The organism is Nocardiopsis camelliae (assembly GCF_028993595.1).
In the GTDB taxonomy this organism is placed as follows: domain Bacteria; phylum Actinomycetota; class Actinomycetes; order Streptosporangiales; family Streptosporangiaceae; genus Nocardiopsis; species Nocardiopsis dassonvillei.
In genome coordinates this window covers 6,484,507-6,509,352 of the sequence record NZ_CP118614.1, presented here as the reverse complement: position 1 = coordinate 6,509,352, position 24,846 = coordinate 6,484,507, and the positions used below count along the sequence as shown (strand labels likewise).

Genomic DNA, 24,846 nt, shown 5'->3' with positions numbered 1-24,846 from the left:
CGGTTCGGGCGGACACCGGCTGTCGGCGATCCCCCGAAGCGCACCCGCACTCTACTCCCGTCCACCGACAGCGGACGGTGCCGTCACGGCCGCTCCTCGTACGGCTCGCGCAGCGCGGTCTGCACCAGCCGCGACGAACCGCCGCGGGTCACCCACTTGCCGCGTCCGGGGGGCTGGCTGGCAGCGTAGACCCGGGGCAGGATCTGGCCCTCGCTCCGGTCGCCGGACATCACCAGGGCGCTCGTGCCGATCTCGCGCATGGCCTGCACCAGCGGGTCGTACATCCCGCGCCCCGCACCGGCCACCCGGCGCGCCACCACGAAGTGCAGGCCGATGTCGCGGCCGTTGGGCACGAACGGGACGAACGGCGCCAGCGGCTTCTGCCCCGCCGTGGTGAGCACGTCGTAGTCGTCGGCGAGCACCACGATGCGCGGGCCCTTGAAGGAACCGGGCTCCAGGGAGTCCACGTCCCCGTCCTCGGGAAGGCGGCCCTCGACCTCCTTGGCCACGCCGCCCGCCAGCCCCGCGCACACGCGGGGGTTGCTCGCGTACCCGCCCATGTACTCCTCGGGCACCACGCCCCGCAGGGTCCGGCGCGGGTCCATCACCGCGAAGACCACCTCGTCGGAGGAGTAGCGCGCCACGAGGCCCTCGGCGACCAGCCGCAGCAGGTTGGTCTTGCCGCACTCCCCGTCGCCCATGACGAGCAGGTTCTGGTCCCGCTCGAACAGGTCGAGCAGCACCGGTTCCAGGGCGCGCTCGTCCACGCCGATCGGCACCGCCTTGGGCTCGGACTCCGCCGTGGGCAGGGTCCGGGCGGACAGCCGGTGCGGCAGGATCCGCACCTGGGGCGCACGCGTGCCCCGCCAGGCCCGGTCCACCGCGCGCACGGCCTTCTCCACGACCTCGCCCAGGTTGTCGTTGTCGGCCACCCCGTCGAACCGGGGCAGCGCCGCCTGGCCGAACAGCTCGGCGTCGGTGAGCACCCGGCCCGGGGTCCGGGCGCTGATCGTCTCGGAGAGCTTGCGGTCGATCGTGGAGTCCGACGCGTCGTTGAGGTGCAGCTCCACCTTCTGCCCGAAGTTGGACTGGGCGGCGATGCGCACGTCGTTCCAGCGCAGCATCCCGGCCACCACGTGGACGCCGAACCCGCCGCCGCGCTGGAGCAGCTCGGTCACGATCGGGTCGATGTCCTCGAAGTCCTTGCGCAGCGCGCCGAAGCCGTCCACGACGAACACCACGTCGGCGCTGGCCAGCTCGGGGACCTCGCCGCGCGCGTGCATCCGGCGCAGCTGGGCGACCGAGTCGATCCCGCGCTCGCGGAACACCGTCTGGCGGTGTTCGAGCATGCCCTGGACCTCCTCCACCGTGCGGCGCACCCGCTCGGCGTCGGTGCGCACCGCCACGCCGCCCACGTGCGGCAGCGCCGCCAGGGACTGCATGCCGCCGCCCATGAGGTCCAGGCAGTACACGGCCGCCTGGGCGGGGGTGTGCGTGAGCGCCAGTGACAGCACCAGCGTGCGCAGCAGGGTGGTCTTGCCGCTCTGCGGGCCGCCGATGACCGCGGCGTGGCCGCCGGACGCGGTCAGGTCGAGCTTCCACACGCCCTGCCACTGCTTGGCGGCGTCGTCCAGCAGGCCGAGCGGCACGCGCATCGCCTCGTGCTCGCCGGGCAGCCGCAGCCCGCGGTCGCTCTCCTCCGGCTCGCCCGCCACCGCGTCCAGCGTGGTCGCGGACGGCAGGGGCGGCAGCCAGATCTCCCGGGTCCGCTCGCCGTGCCTGCCGAACTGGCCGACCATCACGTCCAGCAGGGTCGGGCCCACCGTGCGGGAGGGCATGGGCACGTCCTCGCCGGAGGACCCCGAGGCGGCGGCCTCCGCCGGCGCGGCGTCGGCGTTGTAGGCGGTGTAGCGGCGCACCGACGGGGCGCCCTCGGTGGGCTCCTCCTCGGCCACCGGTCCGCGGTAGGCGCCGGAGACGTACCCCGCCTTGAAGCGCTGGTAGACGCTGGTGTCCACCTTCAGGTAGCCGAACCCGGGCAGGGAGGGCAGGTGGAAGGCGTCGGGGGTGTTGAGGACCGTGCGGCTCTCCTCCTCGGAGAAGGTGCGCAGGCCCAGCCGGTAGGACAGGTAGGTGTCCAGGCCGCGCAGCTTGCCGCCCTCGATGCGCTGGCTGGACAGCAGCAGGTGCACGCCGATGCTGCGCCCGATGCGGCCGATGGACAGGAACAGCTCGATGAAGTCGGGGCGCGCGGTGAGCAGCTCGCCGAACTCGTCGATGATCACCAGCAGGTGCGGCAGCGGCGGCAGGCCGGGGTCGTGCTCGCGCTTGTAGGTGTAGTCGCCGATGTTGGACACGTTCCCGGCGTCGCGCAGCACCTGCTGACGGCGCTGCACCTCGCCCGACAGGCTCGCGTACACGCGCTCGATCAGCGCGGCGTCGTCCTCCAGGTTGGTGATCACCCCGGCCACGTGCGGCATGTCCTCGAACGGGGCGAACGTGGCGCCGCCCTTGTAGTCGACCAGGACCATGCTCACCCGCTCGGGCGGGTGCGAGGCGGCCAGCGCCAGCACGAGGGTGCGCAGCATCTCGCTCTTGCCCGAACCGGTGGCACCCACGCACAGGCCGTGCGGCCCCATGCCCAGCTGCGCGGACTCCTTGAGGTCCAGCACCACGGGCTGGCCCATGTCGTCCACGCCGATGGGCACGCGCAGGAACGCCCGCTCGCTGCGCGGCGCCCACAGGCGCGGCACGTCCATGGAACCGGGGTCGTGGACGCCCATCATCGCGGGGAAGTCGACGCTGCCGCCCTCCTGGGCCGTCTCCTCGACCGACTCCGGGGACAGGCGCAGCGGGGCCAGCATGCGGGCCAGACCGGTGAGGGTGGCGTCGGAGACGTCGTCCACGGTGCCGGTGGTGACCACGGGGTCGGCGCCCCGCAGCTCCTCGACGCGTACCTGGTCGCCGGTGACCGTGACGCGCACGTTCACGTCGCTGGGCTCGTCGATCTGGCGGGACACCAGGTGCAGCACGGTGACGCCCAGGTCGACGGGGTCCACGGCGTGGTCGGGCCGGACCAGCTCGGCGGCCACGTCGCCGTGGGTGTCGTGGACGACCAGGAGCCGGCGCAGCATCCGGTACGCCTCGCGCTTGCCCATGCCCCGGCGGACCTCGGAGGCGAAGTCGGTGCGCGAGCGCAGCTCGTCCGCGAGCAGGCCGCCCAGCTTGACCGGGTCGGGGGCGATCAGGCGGACGGCCGCGCCGCCCTCGCGGCGCTGCGGGTCCAGGACCTGGGGCAGCCACGGCAGCCAGGACCAGTCCTCGGCCCTGTCCGCGGGGTAGGACACCGCCAACCCGGCGTCCTCGGGGGCGTGGAAGGCGCCGAACTGGGCGGCGAGGGCGCGCACCACGCGCATCACGTCCTCGCGCTCGCCGATCACGCTGACGTTCCCGGCCATGTCCAGGGGCAGGGTCAGCGGCATCTCGGGGACCGAGGCGAACCGCCGGATGGCGGCCTGCGCCTCGGAGAGCATGAACGGGTCGGTGGGCATGAGGGCCGTGCCCTGCTCGGCGAGCCGGAGGGGGCGGCCCTCGGTCAGGCCGGTGCCCACCCGCACTCGCAGGAAGTCGCGGTGCCTGCGGCGGCGCTCCCAGAGCCGGGTGGGGTCGCGGATGACGTCGTACAGGGCCTCGGGCGGCGGGTCGAGCAGCCGGGCGTGGGCGCGGGTGCCCTGCTCCCAGGCGGTGAGCTCCTCGCGCAGTTCCTCCAGGTACTGCAGGTACAGCTCGCGCTGGTTGCGGCGCTGCCGGGCGACCTGGCCGCGCCGGGAGAAGAGCATGACCACGGCGGCGAGGAGGGCGACCACGAGGAGGACGCCGCCCAGCGCGATGAAGGCCGGGTTGCGCATGACCATCATGATGGTCATCGACGCCAGCATGCCGACCATCGGCAGGATGGTCATCAGCGGGTTGCCCTGGGCGTTGCCGTCGGGCAGGGTCGGCGGGGCCTCCACCTCGTGCGGTTCCTGCACCGGAGTGGGATGCACGGTTCGTGTCGGCCGGTGCACGACGCGAAGGCTCATCGGCTTTCCTCTCGGCGCAGGGGCGGGGAGACGAGGGCGCGGGGCTGCGCGGGGGCGGAAAAATCCTATCGAAGACGGTGTCGGAGGGGCTTCTCGCCTGTGGACGACCCCTGCTGGTGTTCGGTCGCGCGCACGGCCGGGTCCGCGGGTCAGCCCGCGCGGACGCCGTCGGGGTGCAGGTGGTCCATGAGCTCGCGGAAGCGCTGCCAGCCGTCCGGCTCGGTGCCGTCCCCGACCCGGTACCAGACCGAGGGCGTGAGCGGCGGGCCGAACGGCACCCCTCGCACGGGAGCGGACAGCGCCCGGTCGGTGCCGATCGAGGAGACGCCCTCCACCCCGACGGCCAGGCCGACCGGCAGGGGGAGACCGTACCAGCGCGGCTGGTGGGTCAGGTCCGGCCGCCCGGCGGCGCGCCGCACCGTCATGGTCCGCAGCACGTCGCGTTCGGTGAGTGTACGGACCACCGACGACAGGGCGTCCAGGTCGTGCTCCTCGCCCGCGGGCCGGGCCACCGCGAACGAGACGCTCTCCCGCACCCCGTGCGCGGTGCGCGCCACCCGCTGGGTGCCGCTGAAGGGGAGCACGCCCTCCTCGCGCACGCCCTCGGGAGGGCCGGTGAACACGAACCAGGTCTGTCCGGGCGCGCGTTCGCGGCACAGCCGGGTCAGCGCCGCCCGGTTCCACTCCTGGGGGAGGGGTTCGCTGGTGCCCCAGAGCGCGGGGGCGCGGCCGCCCAGGCGCTCGGCGAGCAGTTCGGCGGCCTCGCCCAGGACCAGGCCGTTGTCCGCGGGGTGCTCCGCCTTCAGTTCGACGAGCAGGTGGGAGCCGGCCCCCTCCGCCTCCGCCGCCCGGGCGCGGAACGCCTCGTGCGGCCCGTCCTCGGCCCGGGCGCTCCGGTCCAGGACGAAGGCCTCCCGTTCGTCCCAGACCAGGGGCACCCCGGAGAACCCGTCGTAGTAGGCGCCGTCGGGGGCCTGGACCACCCAGCGGGCGGTGGGGCCGGCCAGCACCGAGTGCAGGGCGTGGGTGAGGCGGCTGGTGGAGGGGGTGACGACCTGGAGCCGCCGGCCCTCGCGCCCGTGGGCGGCGACGGTGTCCACGATCCAGGGGGACATGGGGACCAGGGGGCGGTCCTGCACCACCACCGCGGCCTTGTCGGTGCGGGCGGTGACGGCGGGGTGGTCGGTGGAGCCGTCCAGGAAGGCGTCGACGCGGGAGAGCCGCGGCTCGGGCTCCCACACGACTCCGCCGAGCCTGTCCGCGAGGTGGCGGACGAACCGGCCGACGGCCCCGGCGGTGTCGGTGTCCGCGAGTTCGGCGCCGCGCGCCTCCACCCAGTAGGGCTGGGCGGGCAGGTCGTCGACCACGCCGTCGGCCAGGAGCCGTTCGGCCTCGGCGGACAGGGCAAGGCGCTGGGCCGCCTGCACGGCCGCGACCAGGCGGCCCCCGGAGTCGAGCAGTTCGACCACGGCGCCGTCGGCCGCGAACCGGACCCGAAGGTCCGGTCCGGCGGCGACCAGGGCCTTGGTCAGGGCGCGCCGGTCGGGAGGACCGGCCAGGAGGGCGACCGCGTCGTGGCTCAAGGGATCTCCTCAACACTCCGGGGGAGGACGGTACCGGGAGGGTGGGATCCCGGGCGCGCCCGCGGGGTTCTCTCCCGGGTCCCCGTTTCCCGGGCGGTTGCGGGGCGCCCCGCGCAGCGGAGCACCGTGGCACGGGGCCGCGCGCACGCCGCGGGGCGGTCACCAGGCCCCGAGACCCCGTTCGGAGCCGCGGCCGGGTACCGGTGGAGGGGCCTCGGCCGGTGCCGGGACCGCGTTCGGATTGGCCGGATACGGCCACGCGCCGGGGGCGGGGAGGGGAGCGGCCGCGTCCGGGGCGTCCGTCCCGGAGGACCCGTTGCGCAAGCGGGCCCGGCCGGTGCGCCGTAGGTGTCCGCGCCGTTCACCGGCCGCCGTCCACAGGCGGGGATCGTCCCTGGGCCTACGTCAGAGGCCACTTGTATGATGCAGATCCTCCCCTATGAGGGGATCCAGTCCGTTGCCCGGTCGCGGATCTTCTTCCGAACCACGGGCACTCCGCGTGCGTCCTCCCCCACGGGAGGCGAACAGCCTCGCGAGGACCCCCGAGGAAAGCAGGTGAAAAGTTGTCACGTTGGCAGATCGGCGACAGCACCCTGACCACCCTGTCCCAGAGCACCGGCACCACCGGTGACGAGCTGAGCAGCCTCATCCAGCAACTCGTCCAGGCCGCCGAGCCCCTGTCCGGCAAGTTCGACGGCGCGGGCAAGGCCGCGTTCGACTCCTTCAAGCTCAGGGCCGACGGCATCACCGCGGACCTGCGCGCGGGCCTCGGCTCCATCCAGGAGGGCCAGGGCGGCATGAACGCCGCGTTCGTCACCGGTGACCAGACCATGGCCGACGACGCGAACCAGAGCATGGGCTCGGCCAACTTCGACGCCGCCAAGTTCCGCTGATCCCCTGACCCCCCGTAAGGAGCGTCCATGAGCAACAACGCCTACGACCTCGGTGCCTCCCAGGAGGTCCAGGGCAACATCCAGTCGATCACCAACCGCCTCGAGACCCTGATCGGCGAGCACGACACCGACGTCAGCCAGGCCATGGCCGAGTTCGAGGCCACCGGCGTGTCCGAGGAGTACAGCGCCAAGGAGCTCAAGTGGCACAACGCCGGTAACGAGGTCCGCGAGATCATCCGGCTCGTGCGCGAGACGCTGTCCACCAACGACTCCACCGCCCAGGAGACCCTCAGCCGCGCCAACAGCGCGGTCATGAACATCTGACCGCGCCCGGGGCACGGAACACGCACGAGAGGCAGTGAGGAGCACGGTTGGCACGCGACTACGACAGTCAGCTGCTGGAGTCCGTCGCCGTGCGCCGACAGCGCCTGCGCGAGGCGGTGCTCTTCGGCGGCCAGCGCACCAGGCGCCGCCTGGACGAGAACTTCGGCAAGGTGGCGATCAGCGCCTGCCTCGCCGCGGTCATCTGCGGCGGCACCGTCGGCTGGTCCTTCGTCAGCAACCAGCTCAGCACCCAGCGGGTGGAGCAGGAGCAGCAGGCGTCGGGACCGGCCAACAACGCCGTCCCGCCCATTCCGGGCGACTGGGTCGGCGCGCAGGTCACGCTCGACGACCTGCGTGAGGAGCTGGACGCCGCCGGGGTCCCCGAGAGCCTGTACGTGCTCCCGGGAGACCCCCGCCCCGAGCCCGGGACCCTCGACAGCTACTACCTGCTCAGCCAGGACGCGGAGGGCTACCTGTCCGCCGCCGTCATGGACTTCGACCAGGGCCGCACCGGACCCGAGTTCACCACCGAGGACGAGGCGGCCCGCTGGCTCTACCAGGAACTGGCCACCACCGAGCCCGAGCCGACCGTCCTCACCCAGGCCGAGGAGCGGCAGACCGACGAGGCCACGGCGGAGCTGGTCACCACGGTGCGCGAGAGTCTGCGGGAGCGCAGCGGCGGCTCCTACCTGCACGGGCTCGCGGTCGGCGACGTCGTGGACGCGTTCGGCCAGGAGAGCGGCCGCTACCTGTTCCCCGACGGCACCCCCTTCGGGGAGCGCGGTCTGCCCGACCACGCCCGCACCGGCCCCGACGGCGAGGACCTCTACCACCGCTACCGGGTCATCCACCCCTTCCAGGTGAGCGCGACCAGCGCCCCCGCGAGCGTGGAGCACCCCGGCGGCGGCGTCCGCTTCACCCTCGACACGGCCGGGTTCACCGAGGTACCCGCCGTTCCGACGATCCGCTGGCTCATCGGCAACGGCTACCTGGAACGCATCGCCGTCAGCGACGTGCCCGGCTAGGCACGGCGCCGCAAGCCCCCCGCCGTCCGGCTGGAGGACACGACCTAACCCCGGGACCCGTACCCCGGACCCGAGAGCGGTGGCCAGGGCCACCGGTGACGCAGGAGCGAGGATGGGAAGGCAATGACCGCTTGGAGCCGCGTGACCCTCGTCGGCGAGGAGCGCAGGGTCGACGCCGTCCTGCCCGCGGGCGAGCCCGTGGGCGCGCTCATGCCCGAGGTGCTCGACCTCCTCGGCGACCAGGTGGAGAACCCCGCCAGACTGCGGCACCTGGTGACCGCCTCCGGGATCGTCCTGGAGGGCGACACCACGCTCGCGGAACGGCAGATCACCGACGGCGCGGTGCTGCGGCTGGTCCGGGCGGAGGAACCGGTGCCCGCCCCGGTGGTGCACGAGGTCCCCGAGGCGGTCTCGATGGCCCTGGACGACCACCAGGGACGCTGGAACCCGGTGGCGGCCCGCTGGACCGCCACCGTCTCACTGGTCGCCCTCTCCGTGGGCGCGGCCTGGATCGTGCAGGGGTACTTCTCCGGCAACGGCGGCCTCGTCGGACTGGCCGCGGTCGCCGCCGTGCTGGTGGCGGCGGGCGCTTCGATCGGCCCGACCTGGCGGGAGCCCCTGGGTACGGCGCTGGCGATCAGCGGCACCGCGGTCGGCGGTCTCGCCCTGTGGCTGGCCTGCGACCAGCTCGGCTGGCCCGAGTGGGCCCGCTGGGGCGGCGGTGCCGCCCTGGTCGCGGGCCTGGTCCTGCTGCTCGGGCTCACGTCGGGCCTGGGCAGGGGCGGCCTGACCGGCGGCGGTGTCGGACTCGCCCTGGCGGCCGTGTGGTCGGCGGGCGCGGCGCTGGGCCTGCCCGCCTACCAGATCGCCGTCGTCATGGCGGTGGCCTGCGTGGTGCTGCTGAGCCTGCTGCTCCGCCTGGCGCTGATGTTCTCCGGACTGGCGGTCCTGGACGACCGGCGCAGCTCCGGGGACGCGGTGACCCGCAGCGACGTGCTCACCTCGGTGGCGGGGGCCCACCGGAGCCTGGTGATCGCCACGATCGCGGTGGCGGTGTCCGCGGCCACGGCGGGGATCGGCCTGGCCACCCACTTCGACTGGTGGACGGCGGGGCTGTCGGTGGTGCTCGCCCTGGTGGTGGCCAGCCGGGCCCGGCTGTTCCCGCTGGTCGCGCAGAAGTCGGTGCTCATCGCCGCGAGCCTCGTGGTGCTGGTGGCCTTCCTCCTCGCCTGGGCCGAGGCCGTGCCCTGGGGGGTGTGGCCCGCGCTGGGGATCGCGGTCGCGGTGGCCGCCGTTCCCGCGGTGGTGCTGTCGATCGAGCAGCCCGAGCACGTGCGGGCCCGGCTGCGCGGAGTCACCAGCCGGTTCGAGGCGGTGGCCGTCGTCGTGCTGGTGCCCCTGGCGATCGGCGCGTTCGGCACCTTCCAGCGCCTCCTCACGACCTTCTGAGCGGGGGACGATGAACGCCTCACAGACGCGGGCCCCGGGCGGGGCCTCCCCGGCCGGAGCCGCTCCGGCCGCCTCCGGGACGCGGCCGGTGCGCGGCGACCGCTGGGTGCGCCGCGTCGGTCGGGCGGCGCTGCGCCCGTTCCGGGCGGCGGACGAGGTGGCCGACACCATCGAGCTGGGGAGGCGGTTGCAGCGCCCCACCTCGACCGGGCGCCGGATCGTCGTGGACGACCTGGGTTCGGGCGCCGACGCGTCGGTGGTGACCGCGCTGGTCGCCCGCTCGCTGGCGCACTTCCGCCACGACCGGGTGCTGGCCGTGGACGCCACCGGCCGGGCACCGTCGCTGGCCGAGCGGCTGGGCCTGGACGAGCCCGGCGACCTGGGCGGGGTCGACCCCACCGGTTTCGAGTCGGTGCGCGCCAGTCTCAGCGAGGCCAACGAGCGCCTGTGGACGGTGCGGGCCGCCCCGGACGGGGCCGGGGCCTACATGTCCGGGCTGCTGCCGATCTCCCGGTTCTTCGGAGTGACCCTCGTGGCCGGTGAGTCGGGCGGTGCGTTCGTGGAGGCCGTCGGCGGGGCCGCCCACGCACGGGTGCGTGTGGTCCGCGCGACCCGGGAGGCCTCGATCCGGGTCGGGCGCGAGCTGGACCTGCTGGTCGCGGACGGTAGACAGGACGAGGTACGGCGGACCGTGGTGGTCGTCTTCGACGAGCGGCGGCGCGAGGACCGGGGGTTCGACGTGGCCCGCACGACCGGGATCATCGCGGAGAGCGGCGCGGGCGTCATCGTCCTGCCGCACGACCGGCACCTGGCCCAGGGCACGGTCGTGCGCCCCGGATTCATCCGTGAGGCCACCCACCGGACCGTTCAGTTGGTGGCCGCCGAGGCGCTGGACCGTTCGGTGGACGGCGCCGGTCCGGTCCGTGCCCGCGTCGAAGGAGGGGAGTAGCCGTGGAGCAGCGACCCGAGCCGGAACAGGGAGTTCCTCCCGGGGAGCAGGAGGCCCGGGACGAGAGCGACGGCCGGGGGAACCCGGTCGCGCCGCCGGACGCCGGGAACCCGACCGGCTGGCGGCCGGGGGCTCCCGCGCACGGGGACCCCGCTCAGGGGGATCGACAGCAGGCGCAGTGGGGCGGACCGGGACGGTACGCCGGGCCGGTGCACGGCCAGCCCGCGCCGTCCGGCGGTCACGACGCCCGGCAGTGGGGGAGCGGCGCGGCGCCGAGCGGGCCGCAGTGGTCCGCCGCCGGTCGGGGTTTCCCGGGTGGGGGTGCGGTGCCCAGCGGTCCGCAGTCCTCTCCGGGCGGGCAGTCTCCCCACGGTCCGCAGGGCGCGCCGAGTGGGCCGCAGCGGTCCGCCGCCGACCAGGAGGCCGCGCGGTGGCCGGAACCGGACAGGGGTGCGCCGTCCGGCGGCCAGCGGCCCCTTCCGCACACGCCGTACCCGGGGCAGGGCACGGCGCACCCGTACGGCCAGCAGGGGAGCGGCGCGGCGCCGAGCGGGCCGCAGTGGTCCGCCGCCGGTCGGGGTTTCCCGGGTGGGGGTGCGGTGCCCAGCGGTCCGCAGCCCTCCGCGGGCGGTCAGCCTCCCCACGGTCCGCAGGGCGCGCCGAGCGGTCCGCAGCGGCCCGCCGCCGACCAGGGCCTTCCGAGCGGCCCCCAGTACGCGTACGGCCAGCGGGGCGGGCCCAGCGGCCCCCAGCCGGCCCCGTCCGGCGGCTGGTTCCCCGACGCGCCCGGACACGGCCAGGGCACACCGCCCGGCGGTGTGTCGGGCTATCCGGGACCGGGAGCGCTTCCTCCGACGCCCTACGCCGTCGAGCCGCCGAGGCCGCACGAGCCCACCGGCCCCAACCGGGCGCCCTGGGCGGGCCACTCGGGGCCGCAACGGCCCCCCACCCCGCCCGGCGGAACGGCGACGCCGCGCACCTTCGCGCAGGACTCGATAGCCGAGGCCTTCCTGTCGGGGACGCCCATGCCCGCACCGCCGACCCAGCAGCCTCCGGCGCCTCCCGAGCAACCTCAGCAGCCTCACGGGCCCCAGCAGTACGGGCCCGGCCCAACGCAGAGCCCGCCGGAACAGCGGACACCGTGGCCGCAGCCGTCGCAGCGGCCACAGCCCCCGCGGCATCCGGGGCAGCAGGCGCCATGGCAGCCGCGGCCGGATCCGGCCGTGCCCGCGGACCGGAGCGCGTCGGCCGCGCCTCCGGCACCTCCCGCGATCCCGTCGGCCCCCTCGCGGCCGGAGCCGCCGCGCGAACAGGAGCGGACGGGCGGCCGGAGACCGCCGGGCGGACAGGAAGCGCCGCCGCACGGGGGCACGCCCTCCGGCACCCGGCCCCGGGAGGAGCTGCCGCCCGCCCGCGCCTGGTTCGGTACCACCTCTTCCTCCTCCGAGGCGTCGCGCCCGCCGGTACCTCCCGGCGCGACCCGCGAGCCCCGGCGGGTCGGTCCGCCGCGCCCGGCGGACCCCGTGACCGTCAACCCAGGAGACGGGGAGGACTCACCGGACCCGGACGCGGAGGAGACGGACGTCTTCCTGGTCATGGGCGCCGACCGGCGCGCCCGCAAGACGCGGGAGGAGGGCCCGGAGACCCCGTGGGCCGGGGAGAACACGGGCTCATCGGAGTTCTCAACGGCCTCGGAGACCTCACCGGACCCGGTCGCCCCCGAGGCCGCGCAGGAACACGGCTCTGCGCTCCACCGGGGCGCCTCCCCGTCCGCACCCGAGCCGGAGGCCGCGGAGCCCGGCCACCCGGAGGGAACCGATCCCTCTGCCGAGGGCCCCGAACCCGTGCGCCCCGACACGGACACCGTGCGCGTCCAGGCCCCGCCGACCGTGGACCCGGCCGACTCCTCGGACCCGGCCGCCCCCGTCGCGGGCACGGGCATCCGGCCAGCCGGGCCCGAGGCCGACGGCGCTCGCGGGTCCGGGGAGGCCGACTCCTCCGACACCGGCGGAGGAGCCGCCTCCCACAGCCCGGCCGCCTCCGTCGCCTCCGTGCCGGACGCCGGGACGGGGGAGCCCCTCCCGGAGGACTCCGGCCCCGTCGCCCCCGCCCGGCCCGCCGACGCGCCCCCCGAGGCGGGCACCGCCGTCAGCGGGCCCGCACCGCGGGAGGCCGGTTCCGCGGAGGCCGCCGGACCTCCCTCGCCGGGCGCCGGGCGGGGGTCCGCCCCTCCCGGAGCCGGGGAGCCGGGGCAGGCCGCTCCGTACTTCACCTACGGCGGCCGGTCACCGGAGCCCACCGGGTTCCCGGACATTCCGGCCGCGCCTTACGCGGGTGCGGGGCAGCCGGAACCCGGTCGGGGCGTCCCACGCACCGAGGGCCGCCTGGACCCGCCGACCCCGTACGCCCCGGCCGCGAACGCACAGTCAACGCAGGCCCCGGCACAGGCCCCCTCGGCACAGCCCCCCTCGGCACAGTCCCCCTCGGCTCAGGGGATCGAGTCCTGGATCGACGCCGTGGGCGACGTGCGCACCCCCGTGCAGGGCGGATACGAGCAGAGGATCGCCGCGGTGCGGAGCGTTCCGGCCTCCCCCTGGCGCCGAGCCGTCTTCGCGGTGACCGGAGGACGCCTCAACCTCGGATGAACCCGTGGTCGGGTGACGGCAGGGGGAGGCGCGCCCGCCTCCCCTTGCGGACGCGCCTCCGGAGACGCCGTACGGCGCCCCCCATCCGCCGGGCCGGTTCACGGGCCGCCCTTCCACGGGCCAGAGAACCCGGACAACCCGGTCCGGCGGGCGCCGACCGTCCGGGTCCGTCCCCTCGGCGAAGCACCGGTCCGGTCGGCTCGGCCGTCCCGCGCCGGGCCGCTCAGGCCGGGGCCTCGCGGCGCTGGGACGGCGTCCTCAGGTCATCTCCTCTCCTCCAGCCCGCCGATCAGGGCCATCGCCTCCCCGTGGCTGGCGGGCAGGGGCACCGTCCACACGGCCGCCCCGTGCTCCCAGCAGGTCCCCCGGCGCAGCGCGTCCAGTTCGCCGTCCAAGTCCGCGGACTCGGGGGCCACCACCGCGATCCGCCCCCGGGCCAGCAGGCACACCGACTCCCCGCGCGTGAAGAACCCGCGCAGTTCGTGGCCGAGCACGATCAACCGCGCGGTGCGCCGCCACGGATCGATCCCCGGATCCAGCGCCACGACCACGAACCGGTGCCCCGATGCGGGCGGCGCCCCGGCGCCGGTGTGCCGGTACAGCTCACCCAGCCGGGTCCGCAGGTACTCCGCGGTGGCCAGGCCGGTCAGCGGGTCCCGGCAGGTGTCCCAGCCGCGTCCCGCGTCCGCCCACCCCTCGGCCAGCGCCCGGACCAGGACCGGCGGCGGGCTCCGCCACCCCGCCACCGAGGTGAACGCCGACAGGTCGTCCAGGCTCTGCCCGATCCCCACCCCCGAACGCGCCCGCGCCCCGCCCAGGAGACCGCAGGGACCGGCCAGGTCGTCCCCCGACGCGAAGGCCCCGCACACCGCGTCCACGGCGGGCGTCCACCAGCTCTCGGGCGGGTCCCACCCCGCCTCCCGGCTCCGCCGGCCCCACGGCGCGCGCAGTCCCCGGGCACGGGCCGTACGGTCGCGCGTCCCGGTCCTCACCTCGGCATCTCCCATGGCGTCGCTCCCGTCCGTCGGTCCTGCCGCGGAGGCGGGTCCGCGTCCGCTCGGCGCGTTCCGTCCTCCCTCACCCCTGATTACGGAGATCGGTGGCGGCTGTGACGCGAATGCGGGATATTTTTCGAGCACGTGTCCTCCAGCGCCGGACCGGGGCTCCTCCCCGGATCGCGGCGCACACTCCCCAGAAAGGACGCCGGGTGAACGACGTCCCCGACGATCACACAGAGACTCTGGTCGGTGACGGTGAGTTGATTCAGTGGGTGCGGGACGGCGACACCGGCGCCTACGCCACCCTCTACGAGCGCCACGCCGCGGCGGCGCGCGGACTGGCCCGGCAACTGCTGCGCGGCGAGGCGGAGGTGGAGGACGCCGCCGCCGAGGCGTTCACCCGCGTGCTCAGCGTCATCCAGCGCGGCGGGGGGCCGCAGGACTCCTTCCGCCCCTACCTGCTCACCGCCGTCCGCAACGCCGCCTACGACCGGGGGCGCGGGGAGAGGCGGCAGGTCGTCACCGACGACATGGAGAGCCTCGTCCCCGGCCAGCCCTTCGTCGACCCCGCGCTGGAGGGGCTGGAGCGCTCCCTCATCGCCCGGGCCTTCCTCTCCCTCCCCGAGCGCTGGCAGTCGGTGCTCTGGCACACCGAGATCGAGGGGGCCAAACCGGCCGAGGTCGCGGACGTGCTCGGCATGAAGCCGAACGGCGTCGCCGCCCTCGCCTACCGGGCGCGGGAGGGCCTGCGGCAGGCCTACCTCCAGATGCACCTGGCGGGCGGGAACGCCGCCGAGGCCTGCCGCCCGACCCTCGGCCTGCTCGGCGCCCACGTCAGGGAGGGGCTGTCCAGGCGCGACACGGCCAAGGTCGACCGGCACATGGACGGCTGCGCCGACTGCCGCGCGGTCTACGCCGAGCTGACCGACGTCAACGTCGGCCTGCGCGGCGTCGTCCTGCCGCTGGTGGCGGGCGCGGGGGCGGCGGGCTACCTCTCCGCCACCCCGGCCGGGGGCGCCTGGTGGGGGAGGATGTCGCGCCGCCAGCAGCAGGCGGCGGCCGGAGGCGCGGCGGCGGCCGGTGTGGCGGTCGCGGTCGCCCTGGCCCTGACCAGCGCGCCGGAACCGCTTCCCGAACAGCAGCCGCCCCCGGCGGCGGCCCCGTGGGAGCCTCCGGCACCGCCCGCCCCGGAGGCGCCCGGGCCCGCTCCGGACGCGCCGCGGCCCTCTCCTCCGGCCAACGACCGGCCGCGCCCCGACGCGGACGAGCGGCCCGAGCCCGCCGAGCCGGTCCCGGCGGTGCCCCCCGCCGACGTACCGGAGGAGGAGGTGGCGCGGGAGCCGGGGCCCCTGTTCGCCGCGGGGATCGACCCGGTCGGCTCCCTGCTCCCCGGCAGCGAGGGGATCATGGTCCTGGACGTCCGCAACATCGGCGGCGGCGCGGCCGAGGAGGTCGTCGCCCTGCTCACCCTGCCGCCGGGCGTGGAGATGGTCTCCTCTGGTGGTGCGGGCACCGCGCTTCCCACGGCGGCGGGACACGGCGACTGGAGCTGCTCCGCGGGCAGCGGGGGCGGCCGGTGCGTCCACCCGGGGATGGCGGCGGGGGAGGACGGCACCCAGTTCATCGACGTGCGCGTGGCCCCGGACGCCCAGGTCGGGGTTCCGGCGGCGGTGTCGGTGTCCGCGGAGGGCGTGACCGCCGAGGCGACGGGGGAGCGGGGCGTGAGCGCGCAGGGCGTCACGGCCCGCTACGCCACCGCGGGCCGGGTACGCGCCGAGAGCGTCGGCAACGCCCTGATGACCTGCGTCGAACCGGAGCGGAGGGGCCGCTGGCCGTGGCCGTGGTGGGACTGGCCGTACGCCCCCGACGTCCCCGACCCGCGCCCGCCGGGCCCCGGGACCGAGCCGCGCCCGGAGCCCTCCCCCGCTCCGGACGCCCCCGCCTCCCCGAGCCCGGAGCCGCCGGAAGCCGGGGCGACCACGGAGGAGGATGTGGTCCCTGGTCACCACGAGGGCGAAGGGGCTCCTGACGGGACAGCGGGTGCGCCGGACAACGATGTGCCCATGGAAACGGTGCGCGACCCGTTTCCCGGAGGCGCAGCGGGCCACGGTGCCCGCGGCCCGGCGACGGTGGCCCACGGCGCCGCCGGACCCCACGACACCCCCGGGTTCCACGACGCTCCCGAGGCACAGGACGGCCCCTGCGCCCGCGCCAGGCTGCGCCGGGGACCGCACCTGGACAACGACCACTGGACGATGGTCCCGCTGGACGCCGACGACGACCCCTCCACCACCTCCTCCAGTTCCGCGACCTGGGAACTCCCCGAGGGCGGCGTGGTGCGCTGGGCGGGGCTCTACTTCTCCGGGACCGGGACGCCCGACGCCCCCTCCGTCCGGGTCAGGGGCCCGGGCATGGCGGACTACCGCACCGTCGAGGCCACGGGCAACCGTGTCGCCGAGCTGCCCGGCTACCCCGCCTACCAGGCGTTCGCCGAGGTCACGGACCTGGTGCGGGCCCAGGGCGGTGGTCAGTGGTGGGTCGGCGACGCCCCCGTGCTGGAAGGCCGCGGCCACTACGCGGGCTGGAGCCTCGTGGTCGTGCTGGAGGATCCCCGGGTGGGCACCCGAAACCAGGTGATGGTCCTCGACGACACCCGGGTCTCCTTCCACGGCGACGGGGGCGGCCCCTTCGCGGTGTCGGGCCTGCTGCCCGCCGCCGTGCCCGCCCGGATCGACGTGGTGGCGTGGGAGGGCGACCCCGACCTGGGCGGGGACCGCGTGACCGTGGACGGCGCGGCGGCGGCGCCGGTCGGCGGCCACGGGCGGGCGGACAACGCGTTCACCGGATCCGCCCGCGGCGCGGTGGGCGACCCGCTCGCGTTCGGCACCGACGTGGTCCGATTCGACTCAGTACTTGGCCGGGAAACGGACATCCGAATCCTGACGGAACAGGACGCGGTGATGGTGGGGGCGGTGGTCCTGACGGCCCCCATGCGTAGTTGAGGCACGGGGTTCCACCCACCCCGTCCGGGCCTGTCCGGCCGCTGCGGAGCCCCGACCCCCTCCGGAAAACAGCCTCTACGTAGCAGGCCAATAACTCTGTGTATTCAGAAGGGGCACGCAAAACCAGACAGACTTGGCTAGGCTGTGGCCCGGTCATGGACATGGCCCAGAGACAACAGGGAAGGGGGTCGGTGCCAGTGGACCGCTGCGCGTTGTTCGTTGACGCGGGGTACCTCCTCGCGGACGGCGCGATGGCAGTGCACGGAACCCGCAACCGGGACTCCGTCTCCTGGGACTACACCGGTCTCGTCCAGTTCCTCAACGAGGTCGCGCGGGACCGCACCGGCCTGCCGCTCCTGCGCTGCTACTGGTACGAGGCGGTCGCCGACGACCGGCGGACCCAGGAGCAGGACGGCATCGCCGACATCCCCGGTATCAAGTTCCGCGGCGCGCGGATAAGGCCCGGCCGCCGCGAGGGCGTCGAGAGCTACGTCCAGCGCGACCTCACCACGCTGGCCCGTAGCGGCGTCCTGTGTGACGCCGTCCTGGTCAGCGGGGACGAGGACATGGCGCCGGTCGTCGCCGACGTACAGGACATGGGCGTGCGCGTCACCGTCGTGCACGTCTCCGTCGAGGGCAACTGGACCATCTCCCGGGCCCTGCGCCGCGAGTGCGACGACCTCATCGAGATCGGCGCGGGCCACCTGCGCCCGCACGTCAACCTGCTCTCCAGCGGCGGCTCCACCCAGGAGACCGCGGCCAAGACCACCACGCCGTTCTCCAACGGCCGCGCCCGCTCGGCGCCCGAGACCCCGAGGCAGCCCGTCGCGGCGGCGCAGCCCGGCGGCAGCCGGGTGGAGGCGGCCTCCTCGTCGGCCGTCGGCCTGGACGCGATGTTCGCCGGAACCGGCGGCCAGCCCGTCCCCCAGGGCAGCGCCATGGACCAGCTGCGCGCCATGCGCAGGTCCCTCGCCCAGCAGCGCGGCGGCGGGGACCACCTGGCCGGTCCGAACACGGACAACCAGCAGTCCGGCCCGATCGACGCCAACGGCTTCCCCTCCGGCGGCCAGGTCCCGCCGAACGTGGGCGGAAACGGCGCCTATCCGGGCGCCTCGATGACCGGGGGGCACCCGGCGCCGGGCGGCCAGGGGGGCTACCCCGTCACCGGGGGGCACCAGTCGCTGCGCGGGGCCGACCAGGGGGGCTACGGGCTGCCGGCGAGACAGGCACCGCCACCGCAGCAGCACATGACGGGGCCGCAGCAGTCCTTCGCCAGCGGAACCGGGCCACAGCAGTCCTTCGCCGGCGGGACAGGGCCGCAGCGCTCGTTCTCCCAGGAGGGGCAGCCCCTGCAACCGGGCCAGCACGGGCAGCCGGGCCAGCACGGCCAGCCGGGACACGGCCAACCGGGGCACGCGCCACCGCAGAGGAGCGCGCCGCCCCAGGACCCCAGGTTCGGTCCGGGGGACAACCCCGGCTTCGGGGGTGCGAACGACGCAAACCCTACCTATGGGACCAGTACGGAAACTGACACCGCCCAACGCGGTGTGGCGGCCCCCTCCTACGGGGGACCGCAGCCTACTGGTCCCGAACACGACAGCCGGTTCTCCACCGGCGACCACCGGGAACCGCGTCCCAGTCCTGGATATCCCCAGCAGACGCGTCCCGCCACGCATACCGTTGACGAAGCGGTGCATGTTGCGCACAAAGAAGGGAACGACTTCGCGGAGTCGATCGCCCGCGAGGCGCCCGCCCTGTGGGTCGAGGCCGTCCTCGCCCGCAGGCCCCGGATGCCCTCCGACCTGGAGGCGCGTCTGCTCCAGGGTTCCTCGCTGCCGATCGACCACCTGTTGCGTGACGAGGTCCGGGACGGACTGCGCCAGGGGTTCTGGCAGGCACTGGAGCGTGCCAGGCCCTGAGATCCTTGCACGGGGAGTGCGAGTAGGTGATGGGGGCGATGCGGTTGACCCACGTGACGACGGCAGAACTCGACCGTTTGGAATTCCACGCCGTCCGGTCCGGTGAGCACGGACGGGTCGCCGCCCAGCTCATGGACCTGGCCAACCGGGTCGACGCCGGAAGCGAGATCTCCCGCGCGGAGCTGTTCGTGCGCGCGGGGGAGCAGTGGGAGATCGCCCAGGAGTTCGAGCGCGCCTGCTCGGCCTACCAGAGGGCGATCGACGACGGCGGCCCCACGGTGATCGACGCGCGGGCCCTCAGCGCCGGTGCGCTGCTGCAGCTGAACGAGGTCGGGTCGGCCTACGCCCACCTCAAACGCCTGGAGAACGAGGAGCCCCCGGGGCTCCAGACCTACATCCACGTCGCCGAGGCCCTGTACGCGCACGACGACCTGGAGGGCGCCGAGCGCTGGGCCACGGTCGGCGCACACCGCTTCCTCGGGCTGGACTCCTCGCCCTACGTCCACGACCTGCTGCTGGAGCTGCTGCGGATCCGGTTCCGCGTCCGCGTCGACCTGGGCCTGGACGAGGACGACCTGGACCGGCGGCTCGACGCCGGGTGAGGGCCGCGCCGCTTCCGTCCGCCCCCTCGGCCGGCGCCGGCCGAGGCGAGTGAGGTTTCCGACGTTTCCCCTCCCGGGGGTCGCGACACGCCCGGGACGACCCCGCCCGGAGCGCTTTTCCGCGGCGCCCCGGGGCCGCGGCCGCACGACCGGGTACGCCAGGTTCCGCGAAGCCGTGCGGCCCCCGTGCGCGGGCGTTGCGGGCCGACTGGGGCGGCGGCACGGGCGGGGCCGGGTGCGGACGGCCCCGGGGACGACCTAGGCTGTGTCGGGCCGCCTCAGGGCCGCCCCAGGGCCGCCCCAGGGCCGCCCCGGCGGGGCGCTCAGCCCCCGCGCAGACGGGCCTCCCAGAGCCCCTCATACCACGCCTCCAGGGTGTGTTCGACAATCGTCGAAGAACCTGAGAAACCGATGACACGCCATCATCTTGCGGTGTTCCAACGCACCATCCCCTAGATGTAGTATCTCTCCCGCTGGTGGTTCACCCCTCGGGGTGAGGCAGAGGGGACCCGGTGCGAGTCGGGCCGTCCCCGCAGCGGTGAGCGGACGAAGAGGCCGTCACAGGTACCGGGAACCCCCGCGGAACCCCCGGTGCCGTGGTCCCCGCGCACCCGCCACCGGTGATGCACACCTGAGTGTGTGCCGACGACGGGGCTTCGAGAACGAGCCGCCGCGGCCCGCCGGCCGGACGACCGAGCGCACCCAGTGCGCCGGTCCGCCGGGAGCGCCGCGCGACCCTCGCTTCTCGTCCCCTCCCCGCCGGGACTCTTCTATCGAGGTTGGAGCCGCTGTATGACCCTTGACGTCGAGGCCGTGCCCGCATCCGTTCGGTCCAGCAAGGACGGCAACCCCCCCGCCGCCGTCGACCGGATCGAGCACGTCGTAGCCGAGGCCTGTGCGCGGCTCACCGGTGTTTCGGCGGAGAAGGTCCTCACCGAGGCCCGTCGCGGCTTCTACCCCGGCATCTCCGACGCCGAGGTGGAACTCGCCCTGGTCATGGCCGCCCGCAGCTTCGTGGAGGTCGACCCGGACTACTCCTACGTGGCCGCCCGCCTGCTGCTGGACAAGCTGCGCCGCGAGGCCCTCACCTTCATCAGCGGCGCCCCCGACGCCGCCGGGCAGTCCGAGATGGGCGAGCGCTACGCCGCCTACCTCGCCGCCTACGTCGGCCGCGGCATCGACCTCGGCCAGCTCGACCCGGCCCTGGCCAAGTTCGACCTGGCCCGCCTGGGCGCCGCGCTGCGCCCCGAGCGCGACGAGCAGTTCACCTTCCTGGGCATCCAGACCCTCTACGACCGCTACTTCCTGCACAGCGACGAGGTGCGCTACGAGCTGCCGCAGGCGTTCTTCATGCGGGTGGCCATGGGGCTGGCCCTCAACGAGGACGACCGCGAGGCCCGCGCCATCGAGTTCTACGAGCTGCTGTCCTCGTTCGACTTCATGGCCTCCACACCCACCCTGTTCAACTCGGGCACCGTGCGGGCGCAGCTGTCCTCCTGCTTCCTCACCACCGTGGGCGACGACCTCCAGGCCATCTTCCACGGCATCAGCAACAACGCGATGCTGTCCAAGTACTCCGGCGGCCTCGGCAACGACTGGACCCCGGTGCGCGGCCTGGGCTCGCACATCCGAGGCACCAACGGCAAGAGCCAGGGCGTCGTGCCGTTCCTGAAGATCGCCAACGACACCGCCGTCGCGGTCAACCAGGGCGGCAAGCGCAAGGGCGCGGTGTGCGCCTACCTGGAGACCTGGCACATCGACATCGAGGAGTTCCTCGACCTCCGCAAGAACACCGGTGACGAGCGCCGCCGCACCCACGACATGAACACCGCGAACTGGGTTCCGGACCTGTTCATGCAGCGCGTGGAGCAGGGCGGCAGCTGGACCCTGTTCTCGCCGGACGAGGTCCCCGACCTGCACGACAAGTACGGCCCCGAGTTCGCCGAGGCCTACGCCCACTACGAGGCCGAGGCCGCCGCGGGCCGGATCAAGGTCTCCAAGACCATCCCGGCCGTCGACCTGTGGCGGCGCATGCTGACCATGCTGTTCGAGACCGGGCACCCGTGGATCACCTTCAAGGACCCGTCCAACCTGCGCTCGCCGCAGCAGCACGTCGGCGTGGTGCACTCCTCCAACCTGTGCACTGAGATCACGCTGAACACCAGCGCCGACGAGGTCGCGGTCTGCAACCTGGGCTCGGTCAACCTGGCCCAGCACACGGGCCCGGACGGCCTGGACGCCGAGCGTCTGCGCCGCACCGTCCGCACCGCCGTGCGCATGCTCGACAACGTCATCGACGTGAACTTCTACACGATCCCCGAGGCGCGCCGCGCGAACATGCGCCACCGCCCCGTGGGCCTGGGCCTCATGGGCTTCCAGGACGCGCTGTTCAAGCTGCGCACCCCGTTCGCCTCCGACGGCGCGGTCTCCTTCGCCGACGAGAGCATGGAGCTGATCAGCTACTACGCCATCGAGGCCTCCATGGAGCTGGCCGCCGAGCGCGGCTCCTACGAGAGCTTCGAGGGCTCCCTGTGGAGCCGCGGCGTGCTGCCGATCGACTCGCTGCGCCTGCTGGCCGAGTCGCGCGACGGCGACCTGGACATGGACCGGGGCGAGACCCTGGACTGGGACTCGCTGCGCGAGCGCGTCAAGACCACGGGCATGCGCAACTCCAACGTCATGGCCATCGCCCCGACCGCGACCATCGCCAACATCACCGGCGTGAGCCAGTCGATCGAGCCGGTCTACCGCAACCTGTACGTCAAGTCGAACATGTCCGGCGACTTCACCGTGGTCAACCCCTACCTGGTGCGCGACCTCAAGGCCCGCGGCCTGTGGGACGACGACATGGTCTCCGCGCTGAAGATGCACGACGGCAGCCTGGGCGCCATCGACCGCGTCCCGGCCGACCTCAAGGCCCTCTACGCCACCGCGTTCGAGGTCGACCCCGAGTGGCTGGTGGACGCCGGTTCGCGCCGCCAGAAGTGGATCGACCAGGCCCAGTCGCTGAACCTGTACATGGCGGCCCCCAGCGGCAGGAAGCTGGACTCGCTGTACCGCCGCGCGTGGCGCTCCGGTCTCAAGACCACCTACTACCTGCGTTCGCAGAGCGCCACCCACGTGGAGAAGAGCACGCTCAAGGGCACCGACGGCCGCCTCAACGCGGTCGCCGCGACCCCCGCCGCCCCGGCCGCCTCGCCCGCGCCGAGCCCGGCCCCGGCGGCCCCGGCTCCGACGCCGAGCCCCGCGCCCAGCCCGTCCCCGAGCCCGCGTCCCGCCACCGGCGGCGCGGCCGACGAGGACGAGTTCGAGATCATCGACGGCCAGGCCTGCTCGATCGACGACCCCGAGTGCGAGGCCTGCCAGTAGCACCGGCGGCCGCGCGCCCCGTGCGGCGGCCGGAGGGCGGGGGCGGCGTCGTGCCGCCCCCGCCCTCCGGCGGGCCCCGGGCCGCGCAGGCGTCCGTCCCCTCCACCCAGCCACGACTCTTCCGGTACGTCCGGAGAACGGAAAAACCCCAGCATGACCGCAGTTTCCGAGAACAGCGCGAGCGCCACCAGCGGCCTCGGTGAGATCGAGCGCGACGCCGAGCGCGTCAACGTCGACGACAAGGCGATGATCAACGCCCGCGCCGACGTCAACCAGCTGCTCCCGCTCAAGTACACGTGGGCGTGGGAGAAGTACCTCGCGGGCTGCAACAACCACTGGATGCCCACCGAGGTCGCCATGCAGGCCGACATCGCGCTGTGGAAGTCCAGGGACGGGCTGACCGAGGACGAGCGCCTCATGCTCAAGCGCAACCTCGGCTTCTTCGCCACCGCCGAGTCTCTGGTGGCCAACAACATCGTGCTGGCCGTGTACCGGCAGCTCACCAACCCCGAGTGCCGCCAGTACCTGCTGCGCCAGGCCTTCGAGGAGGCGGTGCACACCCACACCTTCCAGTACATCTGCGAGAGCCTCGGCCTGGACGAGGGCGAGCTCTTCAACATGTACCGCGAGGTCCCCTCGATCACCGCCAAGGACGCCTGGGCGCTCAAGTACACGCAGAACCTGGAGGACCCGGAGTTCCGCACGGGCACCCCGGAGGCCGACCAGGCCTTCCTGCGCGACCTCGTGGCCTTCTACGTGATCTTCGAGGGCATGTGGTTCTACACCGGCTTCGCGCAGATCCTGTCGCTGGGCCGCCGCAACAAGATGGTCGGCATCGCCGAGCAGTACCAGTACATCCTGCGCGACGAGTCGATCCACCTGAACTTCGGCATCGACGTGATCAACCAGATCAAGATCGAGAACCCGCACCTGTGGAGCGAGGAGTTCCAGGCGGAGGTCCGGCAGATGCTCACCGAGGCCTGCGAGCTGGAGGTGGCCTACGGCCGCGAGACCATGCCGCGCGGCGTGCTCGGCCTCAACGCCGAGCTGTGCGAGAAGTACATGCACTTCATCACCGACCGTCGCGCCGAGCAGATCGGCCTGGCGCCCATCTTCGGTGAGACGGAGAACCCGTTCCCGTGGATGAGCGAGATGATGGACCTCCAGAAGGAGAAGAACTTCTTCGAGACCCGCGTCATCGAGTACCAGACCGGCGGCGGCCTGGACTGGGACTAGAAGAGCCGGAGGGCTCCCCTCCCGCCGACGGTGGCCCGGGTCGTGGCGTGCGACCCGGGCCACCGCCGTGTGCGCTCAGCCCTTGTCCCGGTTCCACACCATCCGTACCTTGAAAGTGGCCTGGCCACTGCCCTTGGCCACCATCACGTTGGCCTCCGTGCTCACGCTGACCCCGAACTCGATCTCAGTCTCGCTGGGGCCCAGCCCCGACGCGGAGAGCTTGGCGAGCTGGCCGGAAACGGCCTCGGCCACTTTCTCGATACGCAGGACCAGTTTCTCCAGCGGAATCTTCTCCGCCGGGTCGACCTGCAGGGAGACGTCCGAGGCGCCGTCCCGCCTCACGGGTGTCGTTTCGATACTGATGATCACATCGTCGTCGGTGACGAAATCAATCACACTGTTCACAGCAGCCTCATAAATGCACAGAGAGGGTTGTCTTGTTCTCGCTTTCGGAACGTAAAATGTGAGGGACTGTACGAGAGACAGAGGTAGCCGAGGTCCGCCCCCAGCGAAAGCGATGGCGTTTGGAGCCCATGGTGACCAGAAGAAGCGATGGCCGTCCTTCTCGGGGAGGGTCTATCGGCACGGCGCTCTGGAAAAAGTCGTCGAGGTCGATGGACGAGGCGGATTGCTGCGAGGTACGGCTCTGTTCCTCGGGTGGTGTCCTGCTCCGCGATTCGGTTCATCCTGCTGGCCCCGTTCTGTTTTTTGTTCCAGGCGCGTGGTTGCCCCTGCTCAGGGTGCTGCCCTGAGCAGGAAGCACACGAACC

General features: G+C 73.8%; 16 protein-coding genes. 12 read left to right on the top strand and 4 right to left on the bottom strand.

Annotated elements, in window-relative coordinates:
- Positions 1 to 83: 83 nt before the first annotated feature.
- The gene (gene eccCa, locus PV789_RS28395) at positions 84 to 4,082 is read right to left on the bottom strand and encodes a type VII secretion protein EccCa (protein ID WP_274975364.1); all 3,999 of its coding nucleotides are present in this window, start codon (positions 4,080 to 4,082) and stop codon (positions 84 to 86) included.
- Between the two features lie 149 nt (positions 4,083 to 4,231).
- Positions 4,232 to 5,665: a DUF6177 family protein gene (locus PV789_RS28390; protein ID WP_274975363.1), complete on the bottom strand. Its 1,434-nt coding sequence runs from the start codon at positions 5,663 to 5,665 to the stop codon at positions 4,232 to 4,234.
- 563 nt (positions 5,666 to 6,228) lie between these two features.
- Here PV789_RS28390 and PV789_RS28385 point away from each other — a divergent pair.
- The 6 genes from PV789_RS28385 (at position 6,229) to PV789_RS28360 (ending at position 12,950) form a co-directional block, all read left to right on the top strand.
- A complete protein-coding gene (locus PV789_RS28385; protein WP_212642265.1) occupies positions 6,229 to 6,558 on the top strand; it encodes a hypothetical protein in 330 nt (109 codons plus the stop codon).
- Between the two features lie 27 nt (positions 6,559 to 6,585).
- A complete protein-coding gene (locus tag PV789_RS28380) occupies positions 6,586 to 6,882 on the top strand; it encodes a pore-forming ESAT-6 family protein (protein ID WP_013155612.1) in 297 nt (98 codons plus the stop codon).
- A gap of 47 nt (positions 6,883 to 6,929) precedes the next feature.
- Positions 6,930 to 7,907: a TNT domain-containing protein gene (locus PV789_RS28375; RefSeq protein WP_274975362.1), complete on the top strand. Its 978-nt coding sequence runs from the start codon at positions 6,930 to 6,932 to the stop codon at positions 7,905 to 7,907.
- Positions 7,908 to 8,030: 123 nt separating this feature from the next.
- Positions 8,031 to 9,356 (top strand): type VII secretion integral membrane protein EccD, encoded by a 1,326-nt coding sequence (gene eccD / locus PV789_RS28370; RefSeq protein ID WP_274975361.1) that lies wholly within the window; start codon positions 8,031 to 8,033, stop codon positions 9,354 to 9,356.
- A 10-nt stretch (positions 9,357 to 9,366) separates the two neighbouring features.
- Entirely contained in the window at positions 9,367 to 10,305 is a 939-nt protein-coding gene (locus tag PV789_RS28365; protein WP_274975360.1) for an ATPase, read from the top strand.
- 1,523 nt (positions 10,306 to 11,828) lie between these two features.
- Positions 11,829 to 12,950 (top strand): hypothetical protein, encoded by a 1,122-nt coding sequence (locus tag PV789_RS28360; protein ID WP_274975359.1) that lies wholly within the window; start codon positions 11,829 to 11,831, stop codon positions 12,948 to 12,950.
- A gap of 263 nt (positions 12,951 to 13,213) precedes the next feature.
- On the opposite strand, the gene PV789_RS28355 is transcribed toward PV789_RS28360, so the two are convergent.
- Positions 13,214 to 13,957 carry a hypothetical protein gene (locus PV789_RS28355; RefSeq protein WP_274975358.1) on the bottom strand — a complete coding sequence of 248 codons (744 nt, stop codon included), beginning with the start codon at positions 13,955 to 13,957 and terminating at the stop codon, positions 13,214 to 13,216.
- Between the two features lie 200 nt (positions 13,958 to 14,157).
- Between PV789_RS28355 and PV789_RS28350 the strand changes: the two genes are divergently transcribed.
- From PV789_RS28350 to PV789_RS28330, 5 genes are all read left to right on the top strand, one after another.
- The gene (locus PV789_RS28350) at positions 14,158 to 16,950 is read left to right on the top strand and encodes a sigma-70 family RNA polymerase sigma factor (protein ID WP_274975357.1); all 2,793 of its coding nucleotides are present in this window, start codon (positions 14,158 to 14,160) and stop codon (positions 16,948 to 16,950) included.
- 197 nt (positions 16,951 to 17,147) lie between these two features.
- Positions 17,148 to 18,869: an NYN domain-containing protein gene (locus PV789_RS28345; protein WP_274978278.1), complete on the top strand. Its 1,722-nt coding sequence runs from the start codon at positions 17,148 to 17,150 to the stop codon at positions 18,867 to 18,869.
- A 29-nt stretch (positions 18,870 to 18,898) separates the two neighbouring features.
- Complete coding sequence (locus PV789_RS28340; RefSeq protein ID WP_274978277.1) at positions 18,899 to 19,471, top strand: tetratricopeptide repeat protein; 573 nt, start codon at positions 18,899 to 18,901, stop codon at positions 19,469 to 19,471.
- 792 nt (positions 19,472 to 20,263) lie between these two features.
- Positions 20,264 to 22,840, top strand: coding sequence for a ribonucleoside-diphosphate reductase subunit alpha (locus PV789_RS28335; protein ID WP_274975356.1), 2,577 nt, complete (start codon positions 20,264 to 20,266; stop codon positions 22,838 to 22,840).
- A gap of 153 nt (positions 22,841 to 22,993) precedes the next feature.
- On the top strand, positions 22,994 to 24,076 hold the full coding sequence (locus PV789_RS28330) for a ribonucleotide-diphosphate reductase subunit beta (RefSeq protein WP_274975355.1): 1,083 nt from the start codon (positions 22,994 to 22,996) through the stop codon (positions 24,074 to 24,076).
- A 75-nt stretch (positions 24,077 to 24,151) separates the two neighbouring features.
- Here the strand turns inward: PV789_RS28330 and PV789_RS28325 are convergent, their stop codons facing one another.
- Positions 24,152 to 24,472 (bottom strand): CU044_2847 family protein, encoded by a 321-nt coding sequence (locus PV789_RS28325; protein ID WP_274975354.1) that lies wholly within the window; start codon positions 24,470 to 24,472, stop codon positions 24,152 to 24,154.
- Positions 24,473 to 24,609: 137 nt separating this feature from the next.
- On the opposite strand from PV789_RS28325, the gene PV789_RS29775 reads away from it, so the two are divergent.
- A complete protein-coding gene (locus PV789_RS29775; RefSeq protein ID WP_302475376.1) occupies positions 24,610 to 24,828 on the top strand; it encodes a DUF397 domain-containing protein in 219 nt (72 codons plus the stop codon).
- Positions 24,829 to 24,846: the final 18 nt, after the last annotated feature.

Coding starts and splice junctions, on each gene's coding strand:
- eccCa (WP_274975364.1), bottom strand. CDS start 4,082: ATGAGCCTTCGCGTCGTGCACCGGCCGACACGAACCGTGCATCCCACT.
- PV789_RS28380 (WP_013155612.1), top strand. CDS start 6,586: ATGAGCAACAACGCCTACGACCTCGGTGCCTCCCAGGAGGTCCAGGGC.
- eccD (WP_274975361.1), top strand. CDS start 8,031: ATGACCGCTTGGAGCCGCGTGACCCTCGTCGGCGAGGAGCGCAGGGTC.
- PV789_RS28365 (WP_274975360.1), top strand. CDS start 9,367: ATGAACGCCTCACAGACGCGGGCCCCGGGCGGGGCCTCCCCGGCCGGA.
- PV789_RS28355 (WP_274975358.1), bottom strand. CDS start 13,957: ATGGGAGATGCCGAGGTGAGGACCGGGACGCGCGACCGTACGGCCCGT.
- PV789_RS28340 (WP_274978277.1), top strand. CDS start 18,899: ATGGGGGCGATGCGGTTGACCCACGTGACGACGGCAGAACTCGACCGT.
- PV789_RS28335 (WP_274975356.1), top strand. CDS start 20,264: ATGACCCTTGACGTCGAGGCCGTGCCCGCATCCGTTCGGTCCAGCAAG.
- PV789_RS28330 (WP_274975355.1), top strand. CDS start 22,994: ATGACCGCAGTTTCCGAGAACAGCGCGAGCGCCACCAGCGGCCTCGGT.
- PV789_RS29775 (WP_302475376.1), top strand. CDS start 24,610: ATGGTGACCAGAAGAAGCGATGGCCGTCCTTCTCGGGGAGGGTCTATC.